Source organism: Nocardia testacea NBRC 100365, from assembly GCF_000308775.1.
GTDB lineage: Bacteria > Actinomycetota > Actinomycetes > Mycobacteriales > Mycobacteriaceae > Nocardia > Nocardia testacea.
The window spans coordinates 45,874-66,929 of record NZ_BAGJ01000071.1; the positions used below are offsets into that span (position 1 = coordinate 45,874).

Genomic DNA, 21,056 nt, shown 5'->3' on the forward strand with positions numbered 1-21,056 from the left:
CCCGTCGGTATAGGTGCTCGCGCCGCGGATCACCGGCGCGGGTACCGGGGGCCGGCGCTGATCGTTGCGTCGATCCGCTGTGGCAAGCGCCGGACCGACCTGAAGGTGGCGGTGTACATACAGATTCAGATCATCGGCGACGTCCGGCCCGCGGGCGACGCGTATCCGCCGCCCTACTCCACGCCGCCCCCGCTCGGTGCCGCGTGGAGCAGGGCGGCGACCGGGCCCGGGCGGTGCCGCGCCGGCCGGGTGGGAGTAGCGAGTGGGGGACTGCCGTGGGCGTCGTACCGAGTGTCCGCGCCCGCCGGCGGTGCGGCCGGGTCGGGCTGTCTCGTATCCGGAAACCGCACAGGATCTACCGGGACACTGCTGCCCTCGGGTATCCGGGTCAGTAGACGGGACCGGTGTACTTTTCACCCGGGCCGGCGCCGGGCGCGTCGGGTACGGCCGAACTCTCCCGGAACGCCTTCTGCAGCGACTGCAGCCCCTCCCGCAACGGCCCCGCGTGCGGGCCCAGATACTCCACGGACGCCGTGATCAGCCCGGCCAGCGCGGTGATCACCCGCCGCGCCTCGTCCATATCGCGGCGCGGGCTGTTGTCCGGATCGTCGTCGCCGAGCCCGAGTTTCTCCGCCGCCGAGCTCATCAGCATCACGGCGGCACGACTGATCACCTCCACGGCGGGGATTTCGGCCAGTTCGCGCACATCGCCTTCGGGCTGTTCGGTCATGATCCCAGGCTAGAGAACCGGGGGCCGGGGTCAGTGCACCGGTCCGGCGGCGCGCAGCATGCGCAACTGGCCGATCTCGGTCACGTTCTTCATCAGCTCGGCATCGACCCACGCGGCCAGGTGGGCGACGGTCAGTCCGGCCTCCGCCGGCCAGGGGTAGGAGGTGGCGGCGTCGAGTGCGGCCTCATCGGCGCGGTCGAGCACCGCGAGCCATTGCTCGCGCAGGGTGTGCAGCCGGGCGAGGGCCGCGGCGATATCGCCCGCCCAGTACACCTCGGTGCGCTCGGGTACCGGCCTGCGCTGGGCGTGCGCGATGGCCGAACTCCACCACCAGTCGATATGCCAGGTGAGCCAGCCGATGGTCGGCACCGGTACGGGATCGGGCTCGGTCTCCGCGAAATCCGGGCGCCAGCGGCCGTCGGCACCGCGGTGCACGGTCCAGCTCACCGCGGCGGGCGTCCAGTGCGTATCGTCATCGGTCAGGGCCTCGAAATGCAGCTGGGACAGCGACCAGACCAGGTCGAATTGCCAGCGCAGCAGGTCACGTCGGCTGCTCACGGGCGTCGAGCCTGGCACGGCGCCGCCGGCGGGGCAAGCGGTTTATGCCCGGGGTCCGGGGCGCGATTCGCCGGATGCCGACCCCTGCTGTTAGACTTTTCGGCGACGACCGCCCCGGTCCTGTCCGGGGCAGACAAGTGGAGCCCGACTCCCACCGTTGCCGGCGAGTGATCGCCTGGTCAAACGGTCCGGTCGCCCGCCTCTGGCAGGCGGGTTCGTGATCCGCCTCCGGGCGTGCTCGCGGCGCAGGCGTGTACGACCTGCGCGGACCGGTCGACATCGGGCCTCGTGGCGGCGAAATATCGCGGCGGGGCCTTCGTGTTGAACAAGGGGTTCATTTCGAGCGGTCGTCGGACGACACCGCTAGACCTAGGAGGCCCCATCAGCACTGAGACCCGCATCAACGATCGCATCCGTGTTCCCGAGGTCCGGCTCATCGGACCCGGCGGTGAACAGGTTGGGATCGTGCGTGTTGAAGATGCACTACGCGTCGCCCTGGAAGCAGACCTCGACCTCGTAGAGGTCGCGCCGGACGCACGTCCGCCGGTCTGCAAGATCATGGACTACGGCAAGTTCAAGTACGAGACCGCGCAGAAGGCGCGCGAGTCCCGGAAGAACCAGGTCCAGACCGTGATCAAGGAACAGAAGCTGCGGCCCAAGATCGACGATCACGACTACGAGACCAAGAAGCGCAATGTGGTGCGCTTCCTGGAGGCGGGGTCGAAGGTCAAGGTCACCATCATGTTCCGGGGGCGCGAACAGTCCCGGCCCGAACTCGGGTTCCGGCTGCTGCAGCGGCTGGCCTCCGACGTGGCGGAATTGGGTTTCGTCGAGACCTCGGCCAAGCAGGACGGCCGCAACATGACGATGGTCCTCGCCCCGCACAAGGGTGCGAAGACGCGGGCCAAGGCCGCCGAGGATTCGGTCCGGTCGCAGCCCGGCGGCGCGGCGCCGAATGCCGGTCGGCCGGTCGCGCAATAACAACGGCGTAGGCCGCGAACACTGCGGCGCCCCGCCGCACATATCGCGGCGCACGCCGCAGCGTCATTGCGTCGAGTCCGCAATAACGCTGATCAGTACACCTGGTCCGCCCCTGCGCGGGCACGACACAGATTGAGGTTGCCATGCCGAAGATGAAGAGCCACAGCGGCGCTTCGAAGCGTTTCAAGGTGACCGGTAAGGGCAAGCTGCGCCGTCAGCAGGCCAACCGCCGGCACCTGCTCGAGCACAAGCCCACCCGCCGGACTCGTCGTCTGGACGGCACGGAGTCGGTCGCCGCGTCCGACGTCCGCCGTGTGAAGAAGCTGCTGGGTATCTGATCCCCTCCCCGGGACCGATACCGTCCGGCACCGCCTCCGCGACCGGACGCCGAAGAACCGACCCACTCGGGTGCGCTCGACCGGGCACCCCCAAGATCGATTAGGACTGACCAGTGGCACGCGTCAAGAGGGCCGTCAACGCTCAGAAGAAGCGCCGTTCCATCCTCGAGGCCTCCAAGGGCTACCGCGGGCAGCGCTCGCGCCTGTACCGCAAGGCCAAGGAACAGCAGCTGCACTCGCTCACCTACGCCTACCGGGACCGCCGGGCCCGCAAGGGTGATTTCCGCAAGCTGTGGATCGCCCGGATCAACGCCGCGGCCCGCGCCAACGACATCACCTACAACCGTTTCGTGCAGGGCCTGAAGGCCGCCGGTGTGGAGGTCGACCGCAAGATCCTCGCCGAGCTGGCCGTCTCCGATGCCGAGGCGTTCGCCGGTCTGGTCGCCGTCGCCAAGGCCGCGCTGCCCGAGGATGTCAACGCTCCGGCTGCCTGAGTCGTTATTCCGGGTCCGGTCCGACTGTCCGGCCCGATGTGCAATAAGGCCCCCTCCTCCTTGGGTTCACGCGGTCGTCGCAACACTCTCGATATGAGAGGTTGCGGCGACCGTGTCGTTTTCCGAGGATGTTGCCCGGTTCGGTGATCAGCTGATCGGGTTGATCGGTTCCGGGGTGGCGGTGACCGAAGCAGCTGCGGTGTTGGGGGTTACGCGGCAGCGGTGTTACGCGATCCTGCGTGCGAAGGGTGTCGGGCTGGGAAGGCCCAAGCGGGTGATCGGGCCGGCCGAGGAATCATTGGTTCTTCGAGTGTTCGGTGAGACGGGCTCGGTGAACCAGGCATGCAAGGCTGCGGGAGTCGCGTTTTCGGTGGCTCGCCGGATTCTGGTGACCCGGGGGTTGTTCGACGCGGCGCCACGCGGCCATGGAAAACCCGAGGCCAAGCGGCGGTTTCTGGAACTGATCGCGGCGGGCTGGTCGATGAAAGAGGCCGCTGCCGAGGTCGGTGTGCACTATCGGACCGCCAAGGATTGGCGGGCAGGGATCCGCAGGTCAGGTCGAGCACGGATCCGTCCGGATGGTGTCGTGGTGCACTATCGGCCCGGTGGCGGCTACAAACATGCGGTGATCAAAACCGGTGGTGCCGCTGGCGCGGTGATCAGTGATCGATACCTGTCGTTGCAGAACCGGCTCGACATCGCCGACGGGCTACTCACCGGGCAGGCAGTGACCGCGATCGCGGCCCGGATCGGCAAACACAAGTCGACAGTCTCGCGGGAGATCCGGGCGCACCGCATCGAGGGCCACTACCTGACTCATCAGGCCGACGCGCGTGCCGAAGCGGCCCGAGCACGCCCGAAAACATCGAAGCTGGCCGCCGATGGCCTCTTGCGCCATGCTGTTGCCGATGGACTGTCCAGGCGGCGGTCGCCGGAACAGATATCGCACCGGCTCCGCCTCGACCACCCCGACGACGAGAGCATGCGGGTGAGCCACGAAACGATCTACCAGGCTCTCTACTGCCAAGCCCGCGGAGGCCTCAAACGCGAGCTGGTCGCGGCCCTGCGCACCGGGCGGACCCGCCGTCGGCCGCGGCGGGCACCCGATCAGCGCACCCGCCGGTTCGTCGATCCGATGATCATGATCAGTGACCGGCCCGCCGAGGTCGACGACCGCGCGGTGCCCGGCCACTGGGAAGGCGATTTGATCGTGGGCACCGAAAGCCGATCCGCGATCGGCACCCTGGTCGAACGATCCACCCGCTACACGATGCTGGTCCACCTACCGGGCAGCCACGACGCCGAGACCGTGCGGGACGGGCTGATCGCTACCATCTCGACGCTGCCCGCTCACCTGCGCGGCTCACTGACCTGGGACCAGGGAGCCGAGATGGCGCGGCACCGGCAGATCTCCCTGGCCACCGACATGCAGGTCTACTTCTGCGATCCCGCTAGCCCCTGGCAGCGCGGTTCGAACGAGAACACCAACGGCCTGCTCCGCCAATACTTCCCCAAAGGAACCGACCTGAGCGTCTACGGCCCCGAAGACCTCGAACACGTCTCCCAGGAACTCAACGACCGCCCACGCAAAACGCTCGGCTGGGATACCCCAGCCGAGCGTCTTCGTGATCTACTCACCACCTGACAATGCAGGCAGTGTTGCGACGACCCCTGGAATCCAAGCTCCGGGAGGGGGCCTTCTTGCATTTCCGGGGTGCCGCGGCCTTGCCGGAGGCGGTGGCCGGCCGGGGTGCGCAGTCCGGTCGCGGACGAGCACTCGGTCCGCTCGGCAGTGTCGCTCCGGTGCCGGAGCGGGGGCCGGGTGCGAGCCTGCGGGTGCCGATCGTCACCCGTTCTGTGGATGGTCGCACCGTGCGGCGTCCAGGGGGTGCCGGCCGTCGGACTTGCGGAGGGTGGGGGCATCGACTCATACTTAGCCACATGGCTAAGTATTCGGAGTCGCTGGACGGTGTGTTCGCCGCACTGTCGGACCCGTCCCGGCGGTGGGTGGTCCAGCGACTCGGCGCCGGGCCGGCCAGCGTCGGCGAACTGGCCCGGGATCTGCCGATCACCTTGCCGTCGTTCATGAAGCACCTGCGTGTGCTGGAGGGCAGCGGGCTGATTCGGACGAGCAAATCCGGGCGGGTGCGCCGGTGCGAACTCGATCGCGCACGGTTCGCACTCATCGACGGCTGGCTGGCCGAACAGCGGCGCGTCTGGGAAGAGCGCACGGACCGACTCGAACAATTTCTGCTGGAAACCGAGGAGCCCACCGATGAATCCTGATCTCGACCTGACCCTGCATCGGGTGATCCGCGCGCCGCGCGGCAGTGTGTGGAACGCCTGGACCGATGCCGGTAGCCTCGCCCGCTGGTGGCTGCCGGCCCCGGCCCGCTGCCGCGTCGAACGGCTGGAGGTGCGCCCCGGCGGCGCCTTCGTGACCAGGATGAGCGCGGACGGCGGCGAATTCGTCCCGCATCTGGACGCCTGTTTCGTCGTGGCCGACGACCGGGAACGCCTGGTCTTCACCACCGCGCTCGACAGCAGCCGGCGGCCGGCCACCGCGGAGATCGTGATGACCGCGGAGATCACCCTGCGTGACCACCCGGACGGCACCGACTACCACGTTCTGGTCCGGCACGGTGATCCGGCCGCGCGGGCCCGGCACGAGGAGCTCGGGTTCGCGCACGGGTGGGGCACGGTCACCGATCAGCTGGCCGCGCTCGTGGAGAGCGAGGTGCGGGCATGAAACTCGTGCTCACCGAATTCCTCACCCTCGACGGAGTCGCGCAAGGGCCGGGCTCGCGCACCGAGGACACCAGCGACGGCTTCGACCGCGGCGGCTGGCTGGTCCCGTACCTGGACGAGGTCTTCGTGCGACGGACCTCCGATTGGCTCGACGCGGCCGACGGACTGCTGTTCGGCCGCCGTACCTATGAGGCCTTCGCCCGCGACTGGCCCGCGATCACCGACCCCGGCGACCCGTTCGCGAAGCGGATGAACACGCTGCCGAAATACGTGGTCTCCAGCGTCCTGACCGAGGGAGAGTGGAACCCGACCACTGTGCTGCCGGGGGATCCGGTCGCCACGGTCGCGGAGCTGTTGCGGAAGCCGGGGCGCGAACTGCAGATCCACGGCAGCTCTCGGCTGGGCGACGCCCTGCTCGCCGCCGGGCTGGTCGATACCGTCCGGTTGGCCGTCGCGCCCACCGTACTGCGGACGGGCCGGCGGCTGCTCGCCGGCGCCGGGCCGGCCACGGGTCTGCGCCTGACCCGCCACGAGGCCACGCCGAGCGGCCTGCTCCTACTCGAATACGAGGTCACCGGACCCGCGCCACTCGCCGAATTCGACGGTGTCTCCCAGTTCGCCTGAAACAACTCCCCCGTCGCCGGTCCGGTCACACCCTGCACCGAAACGCGGGCGTGGGTGCGGCCGGATTGATACGGTGGCTGCTCGCCACGATGAGGCCGAGGAGTGATCATGAACGGTAGGGTGCGCAATATCGTTGCCGTGGGGGCGCTTTCGCTGGCGATCGGCCTGCCGCCGGCCTCGGCGGCCGCGGAGGGGATCGCGGTGCGGCCCGCCCCGCCCACCGAGCGGATCGAGACGACGACGGCGCCCTTCGATCCGATCTGCCCCCTGTGCTTTGTCCGGGAATTCCTGGAGACCTTCTCCTAACCTGCTTCGGAACGCTCGATGCCGAGTTCCGCGGCCCAGCCGTCGGCCCAGGCCGAGATCGGCCGGAGATGGCCGAGGAGCCGGTTTCCGGACTCGGTGAGGGTGTAGCCCGCCTCGGCTCGCCCGACGAGGCGGGTTTCGGTGAGTTCGTGCAGCCGGCGGGTCAACAGGCTGGAGGACATGTTGTCGCACCGGGCCCGCAGGTCGCGGAAGGTCACCGGGCGGGCGGCCGAGTGCAGTTCCCACAGGACGCGCAGCGCCCAGCGCCGGCCGATCAGATCCAGTAGCGCCATGACCGGCCGGCCGGTGGACGATCCGCGGACCGGCGTTCCGGGTTCGGGGACCGCGGAGGGGGATTCGGCCGTCATTCGGGCCGCCCGGGCAGCGGTGAGCGTTCGAGCCGGGTCCGCATCGCGGCAATCGCCGTGCGCAGGACCGCGAACGGCCGGAGGAACAGGGTGATGTGGACGAGCCGGCCGGTCGGATCGCGCTCTTCGTGGAGGAGGCCGTGGAGCTCGTCGCCGCCGATGGATGCGACGAAGCGGCTGAACGTGGTGGTTTCGCTCGCCTGCTGTTCGATCAGGGTGGGGTCTTCGATGACCTCGCCGATCGTCGCGAGTATGTGCAGCGCCGCGTCCCGGCCGCGATAGTCGGTCACGGGACTGGAGAACACCACGGAGTCGGCGACGGTCGCCGCCAAGGCGTCGGTTCCACCGGTCCGCCATGCCGTGAGCACAGGTGAAATGGTCCGCATGCCTCTAAAATAGAGGCAAGCGGCCGGTTTGTCACCGAGCGCGCGGGGCGGGTGGCCCGCCGGCACCCACTACGATTTCCTGGTGCCCGACCGATACGAACCCATCGACGTGCGGAATCCCCGCGTGGTCGCCGCCGTCAAGCTCCATCGTGGCGCAGCGCGCAGGCGGGCCGGCAGATTTCTGGCCGAGGGCGCGAATTCGGTCGGTGCCGCCCTCGAGGCCGGCCGGGTCCGCGAGCTCTTCTACTCCGCCGAGGGCGCCGGCCGGGAACACGCGCTGATCGCCGGGGCCGAGGCCGACGGTGTGCGCACCACGCTGGTCTCCGACCGGGCCGCGCAGGCGCTGGGGGAGACGGTCACGCCGCCCGGTCTGGTGGCGGTCTGCGATCTGGTCGATGTGCCGCTGGATCGGATCGTGTCCGCGGATTCCGGGGCGAGCGTTCCGCGCATACTGGCGGTGCCGGTGGCGATCGCCGACCCCGGCAATGCGGGCACCCTCATCCGGGTGGCCGACGCGGTCGGGGTGGACGCCGTGGTGCTGGCCGGTGACAGTGTGGACCCGCACAACGGTAAATGTGTACGTTCCTGTGCCGGCAGCCTCTTCCATGTCCCGATCGTGCGCGCCCGCGATACCGCGGCGGTGCTGGATCGCCTCGAGACCGCGGGGATCACCACCGTGGCGACCACCGCCACCGGCGAGGTCGACCTCGAAGACGCCGACGAACTGTTCACCCGGCCGGTCGCCTGGTTGTTCGGCAACGAGGCCCACGGCCTGGACCCGGACATCGCGCGCCGGGCCCGGCACCGTATCCGGATCCCGATCCGGGGACGGGCCGAAAGTCTGAACTTGGCCACGGCCGCCGCGATCTGTCTCTACGCGAACTCGCGTATCCGCTTCGGCCGCGGCTGACCACCGCGACCCCGCACGACCGGGGCCTTCCGTGACGGCGCCACCGCCGGGATCGGGCCCGCCGGCCACCGGTGCACGGCACTGCCGTCCGCGCCGTAGCGATCCGCTCGACCGGTGGCGCGGAACGGTGTGTTCGCTCGGTGGCCGTGTCTGCCGTACGTCAGGTGATTCGGTGCCGGCGCGGATTCACATTCCGTGCTCGTACAGATCGGCCAGGATCTCTTGGGCCCAGTCCGCCGTGATGGCCTCCGGGCCGGTGACCCGCAGCGCGGCCATCACGGTGAGCAACATGCCGGTCGAGAGGAATCGCCGGGTGTCGGCGATCGAGGCGCCGGTGAGTTCCCGGACGAGCCGGTAGATGCGGCCGTATCGGTCGCGGACGACCGGTCCGATCTCGGGGTCGCCGGCCGCCGCGAAGGCGTGTAGCAGCACCTGGAGCAGGGTGCGCTCGGCGAGGAAGTGCTCGTAGGCCTCCGACAGCGAGTCGAGGGGAGCGCCGGGTCCGGCGCCCGCCGCGGCCTCGGTGAAGACCTCTTCGATGCGATCGCAGACCTGGGCGACCGCGGCGAGGAACAGGCGCTGTTTGGAACCGAAGAGGCGGATGACGTACGGCTGGGAGACCCCCGCCCGGCGGGCGATCTCGTCGGTGCGGGTGGCCGCGTAGCCGGATTCCGCGAAGGCCTCGACCGCCGCGGTCAGTACCTGAGCTCCCCGTTCGCCGGCGGTCATCCTGGTCCGGCTGGTCGATTCCGGCATGGTCCTCCTCGTCGTCACGCGCGCTCTTGACATGTTATCAGTCGATGCATACCGTCATTACCAGCCTAATTATCAGTCGATTACAACAAGGACTGGATATGACCGAGATTTTGAGCCCACCAGCTCCGATACCACCCGCCACCCCGGTCCTCACCTCGCCGGCCGATACCGGTCGGCGGCCGCTCGCCGCGGTGCTGGCCGCGGTCGGCATCCCGATGTTCATGGTCACGCTGGACAACCTCGTGGTCACCAACGCGCTCCCCGTGATCCGCACCGAACTGAACGCCTCGCTCGGCGACCTGCAGTGGTTCGTCAACGCCTACACCCTGTCGTTCGCCGCCCTGCTGCTCACCGCCTCCGCCCTCGGCGACCGGCTGGGCCGCCGTCGCGTATTCCTCGCCGGTATCGCGGTGTTCACCGCCGCCTCGGCGGCCTGCGCGCTCGCCACCGATCCGGCGATGCTGGTCGCCGCGCGGGTGGTGCAGGGCTTCGGCGGCGCCGCGGTGATGCCGCTGTCGCTGACCCTGCTCTCCGACGCGGTACCGGAGCGGCTGCGCAGCGCGGCCATCGGAATATGGGGCGGCATCGCGGGGCTCGGCGTGGCCGTCGGGCCGCTGCTGGGCGGTGCGGTGGTCGACGGATTGAGCTGGCAGTGGATCTTCTGGGTCAATGTGCCCATCGGCGTCCTGGTGCTGCCGCTGGTGGTCTGGACACTGCGTGAATCGCGGGGCGGCGACGGCCGCCTGGACCCGGTGGGCCTGGTGCTGGCTTCGGCGGGTGTGCTGGCGGCCGTCTGGGGCATCGTGCACGGCGCCGACGACGGCTGGACCTCACGCGGGGTGCTCACCGCGCTGCTCGGCGGCGCGGTGCTGCTGGCCGCGCTCATCGCCTGGGAGCAGCGGGCCGCGGCGCCCATGCTGGCGCCCCGGCTGTTCCGGATCCGGGCTTTCGGCGTCGCCAATGTGGTGGCCTTCGCCTTCTCGATCGGCGTTTTCGGGTCGATCTTCCTGCTCGCCCAGTTCTTCCAGGTGGTCCAGGGCTACAGCCCGTTCGAATCCGGTATCCGGACCATGCCGTGGACGATGGCGCCGATGGTGGTGGCCCCGCTCGCGGGCCTGGTGATCGACCGCGTCGGCGCCCGGGTCCTGCTGGTCGCCGGGCAGACGCTGCTGGCGGTGGCGCTGGCCTGGATGGCCGCGATCACCGCTGTGGACCTCGGCTACGGCCCCTTCGTGGCGCCGTTGCTGCTCGCGGGAGTGGGGATGGGCCTGACCTTCGCGCCGCTGGCGACCGTGGTGATGGGGGCGGTACCGGAGGCGGACCGCTCGGTGGCCTCGGGCACCAACAACACGGTGCGAGAGGTCGGCGTGGCGGTCGGCATCGCGGTCCTGGCCTCGGTGTTCGCCTCGTACGGCGCGTACACGGACCCGCAGAGCTATGTGGACGGGTTGGTACCGGCGGTCTGGGTCGGGGCGGGGATCGTCGCGGCCGGGGCGCTGGCCGCCGCCCTGCTCCCGGGCCGGGGGAGCGAGGCGGAACCGGTGCGCTGAGCGAGGCCGGCCCGTCGCGGCAGGCGGGCCCGGTACCGGCCGGATCGATCGGCGGCGCGCGGACGGGCGCGCCGCCGATCAGCGTTCGCGGACCGAGACCAGCGATTCCGTGGCGCCGGCGGGCGCGGCCGGGCCCGGCGTGCGCTGCCGCCGGCTCGCGGTCGCGTACAGCACGACCAGCAGCAGGCTGAACCAGACATAGCCGTTGCCGATCACCTTTTCCCAGCCCGACCAGTCCAGCTCCCGGCCGTCGTTACCGGGCAGGTCGTTGTGTTTCGCCAGTACGAACACCACCACCGTGGCCGCCGCCGCGGCGTACCAGCCGCGGACCTCCGACCAGGGCCGGGTGGTGGCGTAGCCGATCATCGCCAGCAGCGCGGGCGCGACCCATACCCAGTGGTGCGACCAGGAAATGGGCGAGACGAGCAGTGCCACCACCGCGTTGACGGCCAGCGCGATCATCGGGGGCGTCCCGGTGCGCCGGATGGCGGCCACCGCCACCGCCACGAGCGCGACCGCGGCGAGCAGCCACAACGCCGTGGCCGGGGTGCCGGTGACCTGGAAGCGGGCCAGCACGGCCTGGATGGACTGGTTGGTCTGGAACTCCGAGCCGCTGAGCCCGCCGACATTTCCGAACCCGCCGAACCAGTACCGCACGGATTCGTCGGGCATCACCGCGAAACCGATCGCCGTGGCGACCGCCCCGCTGATCGCGGCCGTGGCGGCGGCCTTGTAGTCCTTGCGGATCAGGAAGAACAGGACGAACGCCGCCGGGGTGAGCTTGATCGCCGCCGCGATACCGAGCAGCACACCGCGCGGCCAGCGCGGATTGCGGGTGAGGCAGTCGGCCGCGACCAGTCCCATCAGGATCAGATTCACCTGACCGAAGTCCAGGGTCGACCAGATCGGCTCCAGCAACAGCGACAGCGGAGTCGCGGTCGCGGTCACCACCAGGGCGAGTTTGCGCTGGTCGTGCCGGGGCCAGACCTGCCGGGCCACCAGGTACAGCGTCATCGCCAGGGCGCCGATCGAGACCACCAGATAGGCGATCACCGAGGCGGCCCACGGCAACAGTGCGTAGAGCCCGAGCGCCAGGGCGGCGAACGGCGGGTAGATGAACGGGAGGCTGATATCGGCGGCCGTCTCCGGGAGATGACCGTAGAGATCGCCACCGGCCCGCCACTCCTCGACCCCGAGCCGGTAGACCTCGAGGTCGATGTACTCACCGCTGATGGCGCGGAACGGATCGATCGGGCGCGACATACACACCCACGTCACGACCACCGCCAGCAGCGGCAGCAGCCAGACCGCCTGCCGGCGGGCACGTCCGGCGAGCGTCTCGGTGCGGGTCAAGGCGTTCGTCATCGGAGGGGACTTTACCGGTTGAAGGTGTTCGCGTACCGGGCAGTGAGCGGCGGGGGATATCGGCGTGAGTCCGATACCGGCCATCGAATACGATTCCACCAGCAGCAATACGGGTGCCGGAGCTTACCGGGCCCGCTCACCGATGCCTAGGGGAGAGACGAGTAGACCGTGGCCGACGACACCGACGCAGGCGCAGCGACCGGCGGGCAGGAATCCGCGCTCACCGAAGAAGCCCTGGCCGCCGCGGCCGCGGCGGCCGAGAAAGCCTTCGCGGCCGCCGCCGACCTGGACGCCCTCGCCGCCGCGAAGACCGAGCACATGGGGGGCCGGTCGCCGATCGCGCTGGCCCAGCGGTCGCTGGGAGGGTTGCCCAAATCGGAGAAGGCCGACGCCGGTAAGCGGGTGAACAAGGCGCGGGCGCGGGTCGCGGAGGCCTTCGAGGAACGGCAGCGGGTGCTGCTGGCCGAACGCGACGCCGCGGTACTGGTCGCCGAGGCCATCGATGTCACGCTCCCGGCGAACCGGCGGCCGGTGGGTGCCCGGCACCCGATCACCGTTATCTCCGAGCAGGTCGCCGATGTATTCGTCGGGATGGGCTGGGAGATCGCCGAGGGCCCGGAGGTGGAGACCGAGCACTTCAACTTCGACGCGCTCAACTTCCTGCCCGACCATCCCGCGCGCACCATGCAGGACACCTTCCACATCGCACCGGCCGGTTCCCGGCAGGTGCTGCGCACGCACACCTCCCCGGTCCAGGTGCGGTCCATGCTGGAACGCGACCTGCCCATCTATGTGGTGTGCCCGGGGCGGACCTTCCGCACCGACGAACTCGACGCCACCCATACCCCGGTGTTCTCCCAGGTCGAGGGCCTGGCCATCGACAAGGGCCTGACCATGGCGCATCTGCGCGGCACGCTGGACGCGTTCGCGCGGGCCCTGTTCGGTCCCGAGACCACCACCCGGATCCGGCCCAACTACTTCCCGTTCACCGAACCCTCGGCCGAGGTCGACGTGTGGTTCCCGGACAAGAAGGGCGGCGCCGGCTGGGTCGAATGGGGCGGTTGCGGCATGGTCAACCCGAAGGTGCTGATCGCCAGCGGGATCGACCCCGACGAGTACAGCGGCTTCGCGTTCGGGATGGGGCTGGAGCGGACGCTGCAGTTCCGCAACGGCATTCCCGATATGCGCGACATCGTCGAGGGTGATGTGCGGTTCACCCTGCCCTTCGGTATCCGGTCCTGACCTTTTTCGAGCGAGAGAGCGAACGTCACAGTGCGAGTAGCGCAGTCCTGGCTGACCGAAACGATCCGCCGCACCGTCCCCGACTGGGAGGTGACGCCGGATGAACTCGACGCGGGATTCGTCCGGGTCGGGCTCGAAGTGGAAGAGGTCGACGAGCTGGAACGGGTGGGCGGGGATATCGAGCACCCGCTGGTGGTCGGCCGGGTCGCCGAGATCACCGAGCTCACCGAGTTCAAGAAACCCATCCGGTTCTGCAAGGTCGATATCGGCGCGGAACAACTCCAGGAGATCGTCTGCGGGGCCACCAACTTCGCGGTCGGTGACCTGGTGGTCGTGGTGCTGCCCGGCGGCGTGCTGCCGGGCGGGTTCGCCATCTCCTCCCGCAAGACCTACGGCCATGTTTCCAACGGCATGATCTGCTCGGTCGCCGAACTCGGTATCGGCAAGGACCATTCGGGCATTCTGGTGCTGGAGCCCGGTACGGCCGAACCCGGTACCGACGCCAACGAACTGCTCGGGCTCGGCGACACCGTCATCGAATTGAACATCACCCCCGACCGGGGCTACTGCTTCTCGGTCCGCGGCCTGGCCCGCGAACTGGCCTGCGGTTTCGATCTCGAATACGCCGACCCGGCCGGGCGCTCCCTGCCCGACGGGCCCGAGGCGTGGCCGGTGGACGTGGTACCGGAATCGGGCTGTACCCGTTTCGGCGTTCGCCGCGTCACCGGTATCGATCCGCATGCGGTGAGCCCGTGGTGGTTGCAGCGCCGGTTGCTGCTGTCGGGCGTGCGGCCCATCTCCCCGGCGGTCGATGTGACCAATTACGTGATGCTGGAACTCGGGCAGCCGCTGCACGCCTTCGACGCGGCGAAACTCAGCGGCGGCCTGGTGGTGCGCCGCGCGCGCCCGGGCGAGACCCTGCGCACCCTCGACGAGGTGGAACGCGAACTCGACGCCGAGGACGTGGTGATCGCCGACGACACCGGGGTGGTCTCGCTGGCCGGTGTGATGGGTGGCGCGTCCACCGAGGTGAGCGCGGAGTCCACCGATATCGTCCTCGAGGCCGCGACCTGGGATCCGCTGTTCGTCTACCGCACCGCCCGCCGGCACAAACTGGTGTCGGAGGCGAGCAAACGCTACGAGCGGGTGGTGGACCCGGAACTGAACCTGGCCGCGCTGGACCGGGCCGCGGCCCTGCTCGCGGAGATCGCGGGGGGCACGGTGGAGCCCACGCTCACCGACATCCGGCTGCCGCTGACCGCGCCGGAACCGATCCGGATGGATATCGACCTGCCCGACCGGGTGGCCGGAGTCCAGTACGCCCCCGGTACTTCCGCGCGCCGCCTCACCCAGATCGGCTGCCAGGTGGAGGTGGCGGTCGACGAGACCAGCGGCCACGGTCAGCTGGTGGTGACACCGCCGAGCTGGCGGCCCGATCTCGCCCGGCCGGCCGACCTGGTGGAGGAGGTGCTGCGGCTGGAAGGGCTGGAACAGATTCCGCTGGTGCTGCCGCAGGCGCCCGCCGGGCGCGGCCTGACCCCGGTGCAGCGCCGCCGCCGTGCGGTGAGCCGGGCGCTGGCCTTCGCCGGTTGTATCGAAGTGCCGCCGCCGGTATTCCTGCCCGCGGGAGTCTTCGACACCTGGGGCCTGGACGACGACGACCCGCGCCGCACCACCACCCGGGTACTGAACCCGCTCGATGTGGAACGCGCCGAACTCGCCACCACGCTGCTGCCGGGACTGCTGGAGATCGCGGCCCGCAATATCTCCCGCGGCGCCCGTGATCTGTCGCTCTACGGGATCGCCCAGGTGGTGCTGCCCGGTCCGGACACCGGGCCGGTGGCACCGCTGCCGGTGGACCGCCGCCCGACCGACGCCGAGATCGCCGAACTGCTGGGCTCGCTGCCCGCGCAGCCCCAGCACGTCGCGGTGGTGCTCACCGGCCGCCGGGAGCCCCGCGGGCCATGGGGCCCGGGGCGGGCGGCCGAAGCGGCCGACGCGTTCGCGCTCGCCGATGTGGTCGCCGAGGCCGCCGGGGTCGAACTCGAACGCCGGCCCGGCAAACAGTTGCCGTGGCATCCGGGGCGGTGCGCCGAACTCACGGTGGACGGTGTCGTGATCGGCTACGCCGGCGAGCTGCATCCCGGGGTGCTGGAACGTTCCGGCCTGCCGCCGCGCACCTGCGCCCTGGAACTCGATCTGGACGCACTGCCGCTGCGCGAAGCCCGGCCCGCGCCGGCCATCTCGCCGTTCCCGGCTGTGCTGCAGGACGTCTCGGTGAGCGTCGCGCAGGATGTGCCGGCCGCGGAGGTCGAGACCGCGCTGCGGTCCGGTGGCGGGGAACTGCTCGAGGATATCGCGCTGTTCGACGTGTACGCGGGCGCCCAGGCCGGGGAAGGGCGTAAATCGCTCACCTACGCACTGCGTTTCCGGGCCGCCGATCGTACCCTCACCGAGGACGAGGCCAGTGCGGCGCGCGATGCCGCCGTGGCCGCCGCCTCGGACGCGGTGGGCGCGGTGATCCGCTCGTAGGAGAGCTGTTCTCCGGCAACGTGGTCGGTCCGTCCGAACGGCCGGGCCCGACGCCGTAGGCTGGGCCGTATGAGTGAACCGAGCGCAGGCGATCCGGGCGCGCTCGCCGCGCGGTTGGCGGCCCTGCCCGACGAGCAGTTGCTGGCCGTCCTGGTGGTGGCCGCGGCGGGCCGCGACAAACTGGCCCCGCTGTACGAAGCCGCCACCCGGCTGCTGTCGGAAACCGGGCAGGGCGCCGCGGTGCCCGGTGTGATTCCCGGCACCCCCGCGTCATCCGGCTATGGCGCCGGGCCCGGCGTCGGTTCGTCGTCGCAGGTGGGCGGGGGTGTCGGCGCGGCAGCCGGGGCAGCCGGCGCAGCGCCCGGTTCGGCCGGTGGCTACAGCGCTTCCGGCGTGCCGACGTTCGGGTCCGTACGCGATAAGGTCGAGCGGCGTTTCGGCACCGCGTTCGGTGCGCGGGCACTCGGCAAGCAGAGCCCGGCCGGCCGCGGCGCCGATGAGCAGTGGGAAGCGCGTGAACAGGCCGCGCGGGAACGTCTGGCACAGATTCGCACCTCCTTGCACGAGGGCGAAGGGTCCTGATCCCGTCCGGCCCGCGCCGGAGTGATGGATGGACCCGATGATGCGATACCTCCGCCTTCGCCGCGGCCTGCGCTGCCCGCATGAAACCGCTTCGAAGGAGAATCTGTGACCGAGGCCGATATCGCACGCGTACTCGCCGGGCGACTGCTCGACGCCCAGGTGCAGTGGCTGCTCGACGAAGTGAGCGGGGACCGGTTCGCCGAAGTCGTCGCCCGGGACGTGGCGGCCGCGCTCGAGGTCGCGGGTACGGTCCGCGCGGGCGAGGTGGTCGACGTCGAACAGCTCGAGCAGACCGTGGCCACCGTGGTCGACAAGGTCGGCGGCAGCGCGGTCCTGGCGGAAACCGCCGGTCTGTTCGCCGACGCGATCTACGACAGTATCGCCGCCAACGAGGATCACACCCTGGGCGAACTGGTTGAACGCGAACCGGTCGAGGCGCTGCTGCAGAAGATCGTGGATATGCACCAGACCCAGGAACGGGTCCTGGAACGACTGACCGACAGTCCCCTGGTGGCCACCGTGGCCTCGAAATTCGTCGACAAACTGGTCGGCGATTTCGTGGAGGCGAACCGGCAGCGCGCGGAGAAGATCCCCGGTATGGGCACGCTCATGTCGATCGGGCAGTCCGCCGCCGACCGCGCCCGCAAGGTGGCCGAATCCAACACCATCCTCGGCGATATCGCGGGCAAGGGCGCTCTGTACGCGCTCAAACGCACCAACAACGCGATCCGCGAAATGCTGCGTGACGCACCGGTCCACGACGCCACCATGGAGTTCTGGGATCTGCACGCCGACGAACCGATCAGCGGCTTGCGGGAGTACCTGACGAAACAGGATCTCCACGAACTGGTCGGGCTCTGCTACCGGATCGCGGTGACCACCCGGGAGAAGGAATACTTCGGCCTGCTGGTGGCCGAATGCGTGCAGGTGTTTCACGAGAAGTACCGCGACCACACCCTCGCCGCGCTGCTCACGGAGCTGGGGCTCACCGGCGACGATATCGTCACCGAGATCCTGCGCTACGGTCCGGCAGTAGTGGAAGCCGCGAAGCGTGACGGGGTGCTCGCCGGGCTGATCCGTGAACGACTGGAACCGTTCTACTACTCCGATGAGGTCCTGACCATCCTGACGCCGGCCGGGTAGGCGCACTCGGCGCCCTACCGTTCGGTCGAGCGGGTCACGCAACGCCGGACCGGCCGCCGGTGCGCTAGGAGGAGCGCACCTGCTCGGTGTCCTTCTTGTCCAGTGCGGCACGTTCGGCGAGCAGATCGCGGATCTCGGTCAGCAGGGCGATATCGGCCGGGGTGGCCGGTTCGGCATCCACGTTGTTCCGTGCGTAGAAGCGTTTCTGCATGGTCTTCATCGGCAGGATGAGCGCGAAGTACAGCACTGCCGCGACCATGGCGAAATCGATGGCGGCGCTGATGATCGGGCCGAGCGCGATGAAGGTCGCGGGCTTGCCCGCGAGCAGCGTGACACCGAAACCGAACTGGCTGCTGCCACCGAGCACGGCCAGCAACGGCTCCACCACTCCCTTGGTCACCGAACTCACCACCGCGGTGAACGCGGTGCCCATCACGACCGCGACGGCCAGGTCGATGACGTTCCCGCGCATGAGGAAGTCTTTGAAACCTTTGAACATCAATCCACTCCGTATCGAACGCTGCTGTTCCACCGCCGGTGCCGGCCTCGGCCGCTGATCGGTACCGCTGCGATCGAGGTCCCGGCGCTGCACCGCAGGTGATAGTGGCAGCCGGGATTGGGTCGCGCAAACCGGCAGCCATCCGCTACGTGTCCTGCCCCGCCGCGATCGGCGGGCCCGGGCGGTGCCGCCGGACCGGGCGGCGCGCGCGGCGCCGCGTTAGGGTCGAGGTATTGCCGGGGCGAACAGTTACCAGGAGGAACCGTGGCATCGACGACACTGCTGGGCCGAGCGGTCCGGGGCTTCAACACGGGAGTGGTCGCCTTGCTCGACGCCCCGGTGCTGGGCCCGCTGCTGGGCAAGGGTTTCGTGGAGATCGAATACGTTGGGCGGCGGTCGGGCCGGACATTCCGGACACCGGTGAACTATCTGAAAAAGGACGGCGGCCTGCTCATCGGCGTCGCCATGCCGGACAAGAAGACCTGGTGGCGCAACTTCCTCGGGGAGGGCGCGCCCATCCTGCTGCATTTCCGCGACGGCGATCGGCGCGGGCATGCCACCGCCCGGCGCGACGAGAAGGGCCGCGTCGTCGTGCGGGTGCGCTTCGACGAACCCGGCTGAGTCACCGCGCGGGACGAGCACGCCATGGGGCGGTCGCCGCGGCGGCGGGAAAACAGGTGTGCGGCAGGCCGGGTGAGCCGGTAGTCTTCCTGCCGTGTCGAGCCCGGAGGCATCCAGAGCAGGGCTGCCGGTCATCCCCGTCAGCCCCTGACCTTTCGCTACCCCTTCGCCGTGCCGGCCGTCGCCCGCACGGTGATCCGGTGATTCCCGGGCGCTGACCGGGGTGCCGAGACGTTTCCTGTCTCTTCCACCTCGGAGCCTTCATGCCTTTCGCTCTCTATCTGCTCGCCCTGGCCGTTTTCGCCATGGGCACATCGGAATTCATGCTTGCCGGTCTCGTTCCGGATATCGCGTCCGATCTCGGTGTGGACCTCGCCGCCACCAGTCTGCTCACCTCGGCCTTCGCCATCGGAATGATCGTGGGTGCGCCGCTGATGGCGGGTCTCGCCCGGAACTGGCCGATCCGGTCGGGCCTGCTGGGTTTTCTGCTGCTGTTCCTGACCGCGCATATCGCCGGGGCGGTCACCGGTAGTTTCGCCTTCCTGGTGGCCACCCGGGTGGTGGCAGCCGTCGCGAACGCCGGGTTCCTCGCCGTCGCCTTGACCGCGGCCGCCGCGCTGGTCCCCGCCGGCCGGCAGGGCCGGGCGCTGGCGATCCTGCTGGGCGGTACCGCTCTGGCCACCGTGGCGGGAGTGCCGGGCGGGGCACTGCTGGGCACGGTGCTCGGCTGGCGGGCCACCTTCTGGGCACTCGCGCTCCTGTGCCTGCCGGCGGCGGCCGGTGTCCTGGCGGGAATCCGCGGGCGCGTGCGGGAGACCGCCGCGCCCGACCTCCGCCGCGAACTCGCGCAGTTGCGACGGCCGCGGTTGCTCGCGGTCATGCTGCTGGGGGCCCTGGTGAACGCGGCCACCTTCGGGAGTTTCACCTTTCTCGCGCCGTTGGTCACCGGGGCGGGCGGGCTCGGCGCGCTCTGGGTGCCGGTGGCGCTGGTGCTGTTCGGGGCGGGTTCCTTCGCGGGCGTGACGGTCGCCGGGCGTCTGTCCGACGAGCACGCCCCGATGGTGATCGCGGCCGGTGGGCCACTGCTGTGCGGTGGCTGGTTCCTGCTCGCGCTGACCGCCGACCGTCCGGTCGCGCTGCTCGTCCTGGTGTGCGCGCAGGGCGCGTTGTCGTTCGCGGTCGGGAGCACGCTGATCACCCGGGTGCTGTACGAGGCCGCGGCGGCGCCGACCATGGGGGGCTCGTATGCGACCGCGGCATTGAACATCGGTGCCGCGGTGGGGCCCGCGGCGGCCGGGCTCGCCCTGGCGAACGGGTGGGGGGAGCGGAGTCCGGTGTGGCTGAGCGGGGTCCTGGTGGGGGCGGCGCTGCTGCTCGCGCTGCGGTCACGCGTGGTTCTCACCGCGGCTCCGGCGACGCGGTAATCGGAGCCGTCCCTGCCGGGCGGGCGTCGTTTTCGGTGTCCGCTCGTTCTGATCGCTGCTCGTGGTCACGCGGTCCCGCTCTGCGGCAGGGCCGGTCCTCGATCCGCATCCGGTGCGGATCGAGGAGCCGGCATCCGTTGCCGGGCGACCCGATCCGGGGCAGGAGCGGGGTAGGGCACGGGACCCGTCGCCGGGCGGCTCGGTCCACGCGGCGACCGAGCCGGGGTGAGTAGCTGTGGCGGCGCGCGACCGCGGATTGCCGACCGGTGAACGGTAGGAGGTGTAAACGGAAAGTAACAGTGTCCAGAGTTCGACGACACGCGACCGGAACCGGTGTGGCGGCCGTCCGTGGTTCGTTGATCTCGGCAGCACCATCCGGATCGGCCGAGTGGTGTGGCGCAACGGCCAGGGGTGATGGAGGTACCGAGCGTGGGTACACCGTCGGCGATCGATACACGGGCCCGCGGCCCGCGCCTGTATCACGTGCACCAGGATCATCCGCTGGCCGTCGCGTTGCTCGCGGAACTCGCCATCGACCACAGCATCCGCTACGGGGGTACCGCCGGCGCGATCCACCGGCGGCTCCGCGACTGCCCGGCCGCCGATTACTCCGCTCCCGACGGTGATCTGCTGGTGCTGGTGGATCACGGCGGCCCGGTCGCGGGCGGCGGATTCCGCCGTTTCGATACGACCACCGCGGAAATCGAGCGCCTCTGGACCGCCCGTGAGCACCGGCGCGGCGGGCTCGCCACCCGGGTGCTCGCCGAACTGGAGGGCGAGATGGTGCGGCTGGGTTACCGGGAGGCGCGCGTCACGGCCGGGGACCGGCAGCCCGAGGCGCGTGCGCTGTACCGCGCGGCGGGATACGCGGAGGTGGGCTCCGGGGGCGGCCGCCTATT

24 protein-coding genes are annotated in these 21,056 nt (G+C 70.0%); 17 read left to right on the forward strand and 7 right to left on the reverse strand.

Annotation, left to right across the window (positions count from 1 at the left end):
* Positions 1-388 precede the first annotated feature (388 nt).
* Together ON38_RS09055 and ON38_RS09060 are read right to left on the reverse strand one after the other, a co-directional pair.
* Entirely contained in the window at positions 389-730 is a 342-nt protein-coding gene (locus ON38_RS09055) for a DUF1844 domain-containing protein (protein WP_030523712.1), read from the reverse strand.
* A 30-nt stretch (positions 731-760) separates the two neighbouring features.
* Entirely contained in the window at positions 761-1,288 is a 528-nt protein-coding gene (locus tag ON38_RS09060) for a DinB family protein (protein WP_039823953.1), read from the reverse strand.
* 336 nt (positions 1,289-1,624) lie between these two features.
* On the opposite strand from ON38_RS09060, the gene infC reads away from it, so the two are divergent.
* From infC to ON38_RS09100, 8 genes are all read left to right on the forward strand, one after another.
* Positions 1,625-2,269: a translation initiation factor IF-3 gene (gene infC / locus ON38_RS09065; RefSeq protein ID WP_039823999.1), complete on the forward strand. Its 645-nt coding sequence runs from the start codon at positions 1,625-1,627 to the stop codon at positions 2,267-2,269.
* A gap of 143 nt (positions 2,270-2,412) precedes the next feature.
* Positions 2,413-2,607 carry a 50S ribosomal protein L35 gene (gene rpmI, locus ON38_RS09070; protein ID WP_030523709.1) on the forward strand — a complete coding sequence of 65 codons (195 nt, stop codon included), beginning with the start codon at positions 2,413-2,415 and terminating at the stop codon, positions 2,605-2,607.
* Between the two features lie 113 nt (positions 2,608-2,720).
* Positions 2,721-3,101, forward strand: coding sequence for a 50S ribosomal protein L20 (gene rplT, locus ON38_RS09075; protein WP_039823954.1), 381 nt, complete (start codon positions 2,721-2,723; stop codon positions 3,099-3,101).
* Positions 3,102-3,582: 481 nt separating this feature from the next.
* On the forward strand, positions 3,583-4,746 hold the full coding sequence (locus ON38_RS09080) for an IS30 family transposase (protein WP_245563978.1): 1,164 nt from the start codon (positions 3,583-3,585) through the stop codon (positions 4,744-4,746).
* 296 nt (positions 4,747-5,042) lie between these two features.
* The gene (locus ON38_RS09085) at positions 5,043-5,387 is read left to right on the forward strand and encodes an ArsR/SmtB family transcription factor (protein WP_039823961.1); all 345 of its coding nucleotides are present in this window, start codon (positions 5,043-5,045) and stop codon (positions 5,385-5,387) included.
* Positions 5,377-5,850, forward strand: a complete 474-nt coding sequence (locus tag ON38_RS09090) for an SRPBCC domain-containing protein (RefSeq protein WP_039823963.1) — start codon at positions 5,377-5,379, stop codon at positions 5,848-5,850. Before ON38_RS09085 ends, ON38_RS09090 begins: the two co-directional genes overlap by 11 nt.
* A complete protein-coding gene (locus ON38_RS09095) occupies positions 5,847-6,473 on the forward strand; it encodes a dihydrofolate reductase family protein (protein ID WP_039823965.1) in 627 nt (208 codons plus the stop codon). The genes ON38_RS09090 and ON38_RS09095 overlap by 4 nt, the downstream gene beginning before the upstream one ends.
* Before the next feature lie 108 nt (positions 6,474-6,581).
* Positions 6,582-6,779, forward strand: coding sequence for a hypothetical protein (locus ON38_RS09100; RefSeq protein ID WP_157181710.1), 198 nt, complete (start codon positions 6,582-6,584; stop codon positions 6,777-6,779).
* Here ON38_RS09100 and ON38_RS09105 read toward each other — a convergent pair.
* Together ON38_RS09105 and ON38_RS09110 are read right to left on the reverse strand one after the other, a co-directional pair.
* The gene (locus ON38_RS09105) at positions 6,776-7,147 is read right to left on the reverse strand and encodes a winged helix-turn-helix transcriptional regulator (protein WP_039823967.1); all 372 of its coding nucleotides are present in this window, start codon (positions 7,145-7,147) and stop codon (positions 6,776-6,778) included. The two genes, ON38_RS09100 and ON38_RS09105, sit on opposite strands and share 4 nt — an antisense overlap.
* Positions 7,144-7,479: a hypothetical protein gene (locus ON38_RS09110; protein ID WP_157181711.1), complete on the reverse strand. Its 336-nt coding sequence runs from the start codon at positions 7,477-7,479 to the stop codon at positions 7,144-7,146. Before ON38_RS09110 ends, ON38_RS09105 begins: the two co-directional genes overlap by 4 nt.
* Positions 7,480-7,615: 136 nt before the next feature.
* On the opposite strand from ON38_RS09110, the gene ON38_RS09115 reads away from it, so the two are divergent.
* Complete coding sequence (locus ON38_RS09115) at positions 7,616-8,443, forward strand: TrmH family RNA methyltransferase (RefSeq protein WP_039824000.1); 828 nt, start codon at positions 7,616-7,618, stop codon at positions 8,441-8,443.
* Positions 8,444-8,629: 186 nt separating this feature from the next.
* Here the strand turns inward: ON38_RS09115 and ON38_RS09120 are convergent, their stop codons facing one another.
* Positions 8,630-9,199: a TetR/AcrR family transcriptional regulator gene (locus ON38_RS09120; RefSeq protein WP_039823972.1), complete on the reverse strand. Its 570-nt coding sequence runs from the start codon at positions 9,197-9,199 to the stop codon at positions 8,630-8,632.
* 98 nt (positions 9,200-9,297) lie between these two features.
* Between ON38_RS09120 and ON38_RS09125 the strand changes: the two genes are divergently transcribed.
* Entirely contained in the window at positions 9,298-10,749 is a 1,452-nt protein-coding gene (locus ON38_RS09125; RefSeq protein WP_039823973.1) for an MFS transporter, read from the forward strand.
* Between the two features lie 78 nt (positions 10,750-10,827).
* Here ON38_RS09125 and ON38_RS09130 read toward each other — a convergent pair whose 3' ends face one another.
* Positions 10,828-12,114 carry a glycosyltransferase 87 family protein gene (locus tag ON38_RS09130; protein WP_051164527.1) on the reverse strand — a complete coding sequence of 429 codons (1,287 nt, stop codon included), beginning with the start codon at positions 12,112-12,114 and terminating at the stop codon, positions 10,828-10,830.
* Positions 12,115-12,282: 168 nt separating this feature from the next.
* Here ON38_RS09130 and pheS point away from each other — a divergent pair, with 168 nt between their 5' ends.
* From pheS to ON38_RS09150, 4 genes are all read left to right on the forward strand, one after another.
* Complete coding sequence (gene pheS / locus ON38_RS09135; protein WP_039823975.1) at positions 12,283-13,356, forward strand: phenylalanine--tRNA ligase subunit alpha; 1,074 nt, start codon at positions 12,283-12,285, stop codon at positions 13,354-13,356.
* Between the two features lie 30 nt (positions 13,357-13,386).
* On the forward strand, positions 13,387-15,888 hold the full coding sequence (gene pheT, locus ON38_RS09140) for a phenylalanine--tRNA ligase subunit beta (protein WP_039823976.1): 2,502 nt from the start codon (positions 13,387-13,389) through the stop codon (positions 15,886-15,888).
* A gap of 69 nt (positions 15,889-15,957) precedes the next feature.
* Positions 15,958-16,470: a hypothetical protein gene (locus ON38_RS09145; RefSeq protein ID WP_051164528.1), complete on the forward strand. Its 513-nt coding sequence runs from the start codon at positions 15,958-15,960 to the stop codon at positions 16,468-16,470.
* A 105-nt stretch (positions 16,471-16,575) separates the two neighbouring features.
* Entirely contained in the window at positions 16,576-17,613 is a 1,038-nt protein-coding gene (locus tag ON38_RS09150) for a hypothetical protein (RefSeq protein WP_039823979.1), read from the forward strand.
* Positions 17,614-17,677: 64 nt separating this feature from the next.
* Here ON38_RS09150 and mscL read toward each other — a convergent pair whose 3' ends face one another.
* Positions 17,678-18,112, reverse strand: coding sequence for a large conductance mechanosensitive channel protein MscL (gene mscL, locus ON38_RS09155; protein ID WP_039823981.1), 435 nt, complete (start codon positions 18,110-18,112; stop codon positions 17,678-17,680).
* 264 nt (positions 18,113-18,376) lie between these two features.
* On the opposite strand from mscL, the gene ON38_RS09160 reads away from it, so the two are divergent.
* From ON38_RS09160 to ON38_RS09170, 3 genes are all read left to right on the forward strand, one after another.
* Positions 18,377-18,733: a PNPOx family protein gene (locus ON38_RS09160; protein ID WP_039823982.1), complete on the forward strand. Its 357-nt coding sequence runs from the start codon at positions 18,377-18,379 to the stop codon at positions 18,731-18,733.
* Positions 18,734-18,996: 263 nt separating this feature from the next.
* A complete protein-coding gene (locus ON38_RS09165; RefSeq protein ID WP_039823983.1) occupies positions 18,997-20,157 on the forward strand; it encodes a Cmx/CmrA family chloramphenicol efflux MFS transporter in 1,161 nt (386 codons plus the stop codon).
* Between the two features lie 429 nt (positions 20,158-20,586).
* Positions 20,587-21,056: GNAT family N-acetyltransferase (locus ON38_RS09170; RefSeq protein WP_169333259.1), on the forward strand; the 470-nt coding region annotated here is incomplete at its 3' end.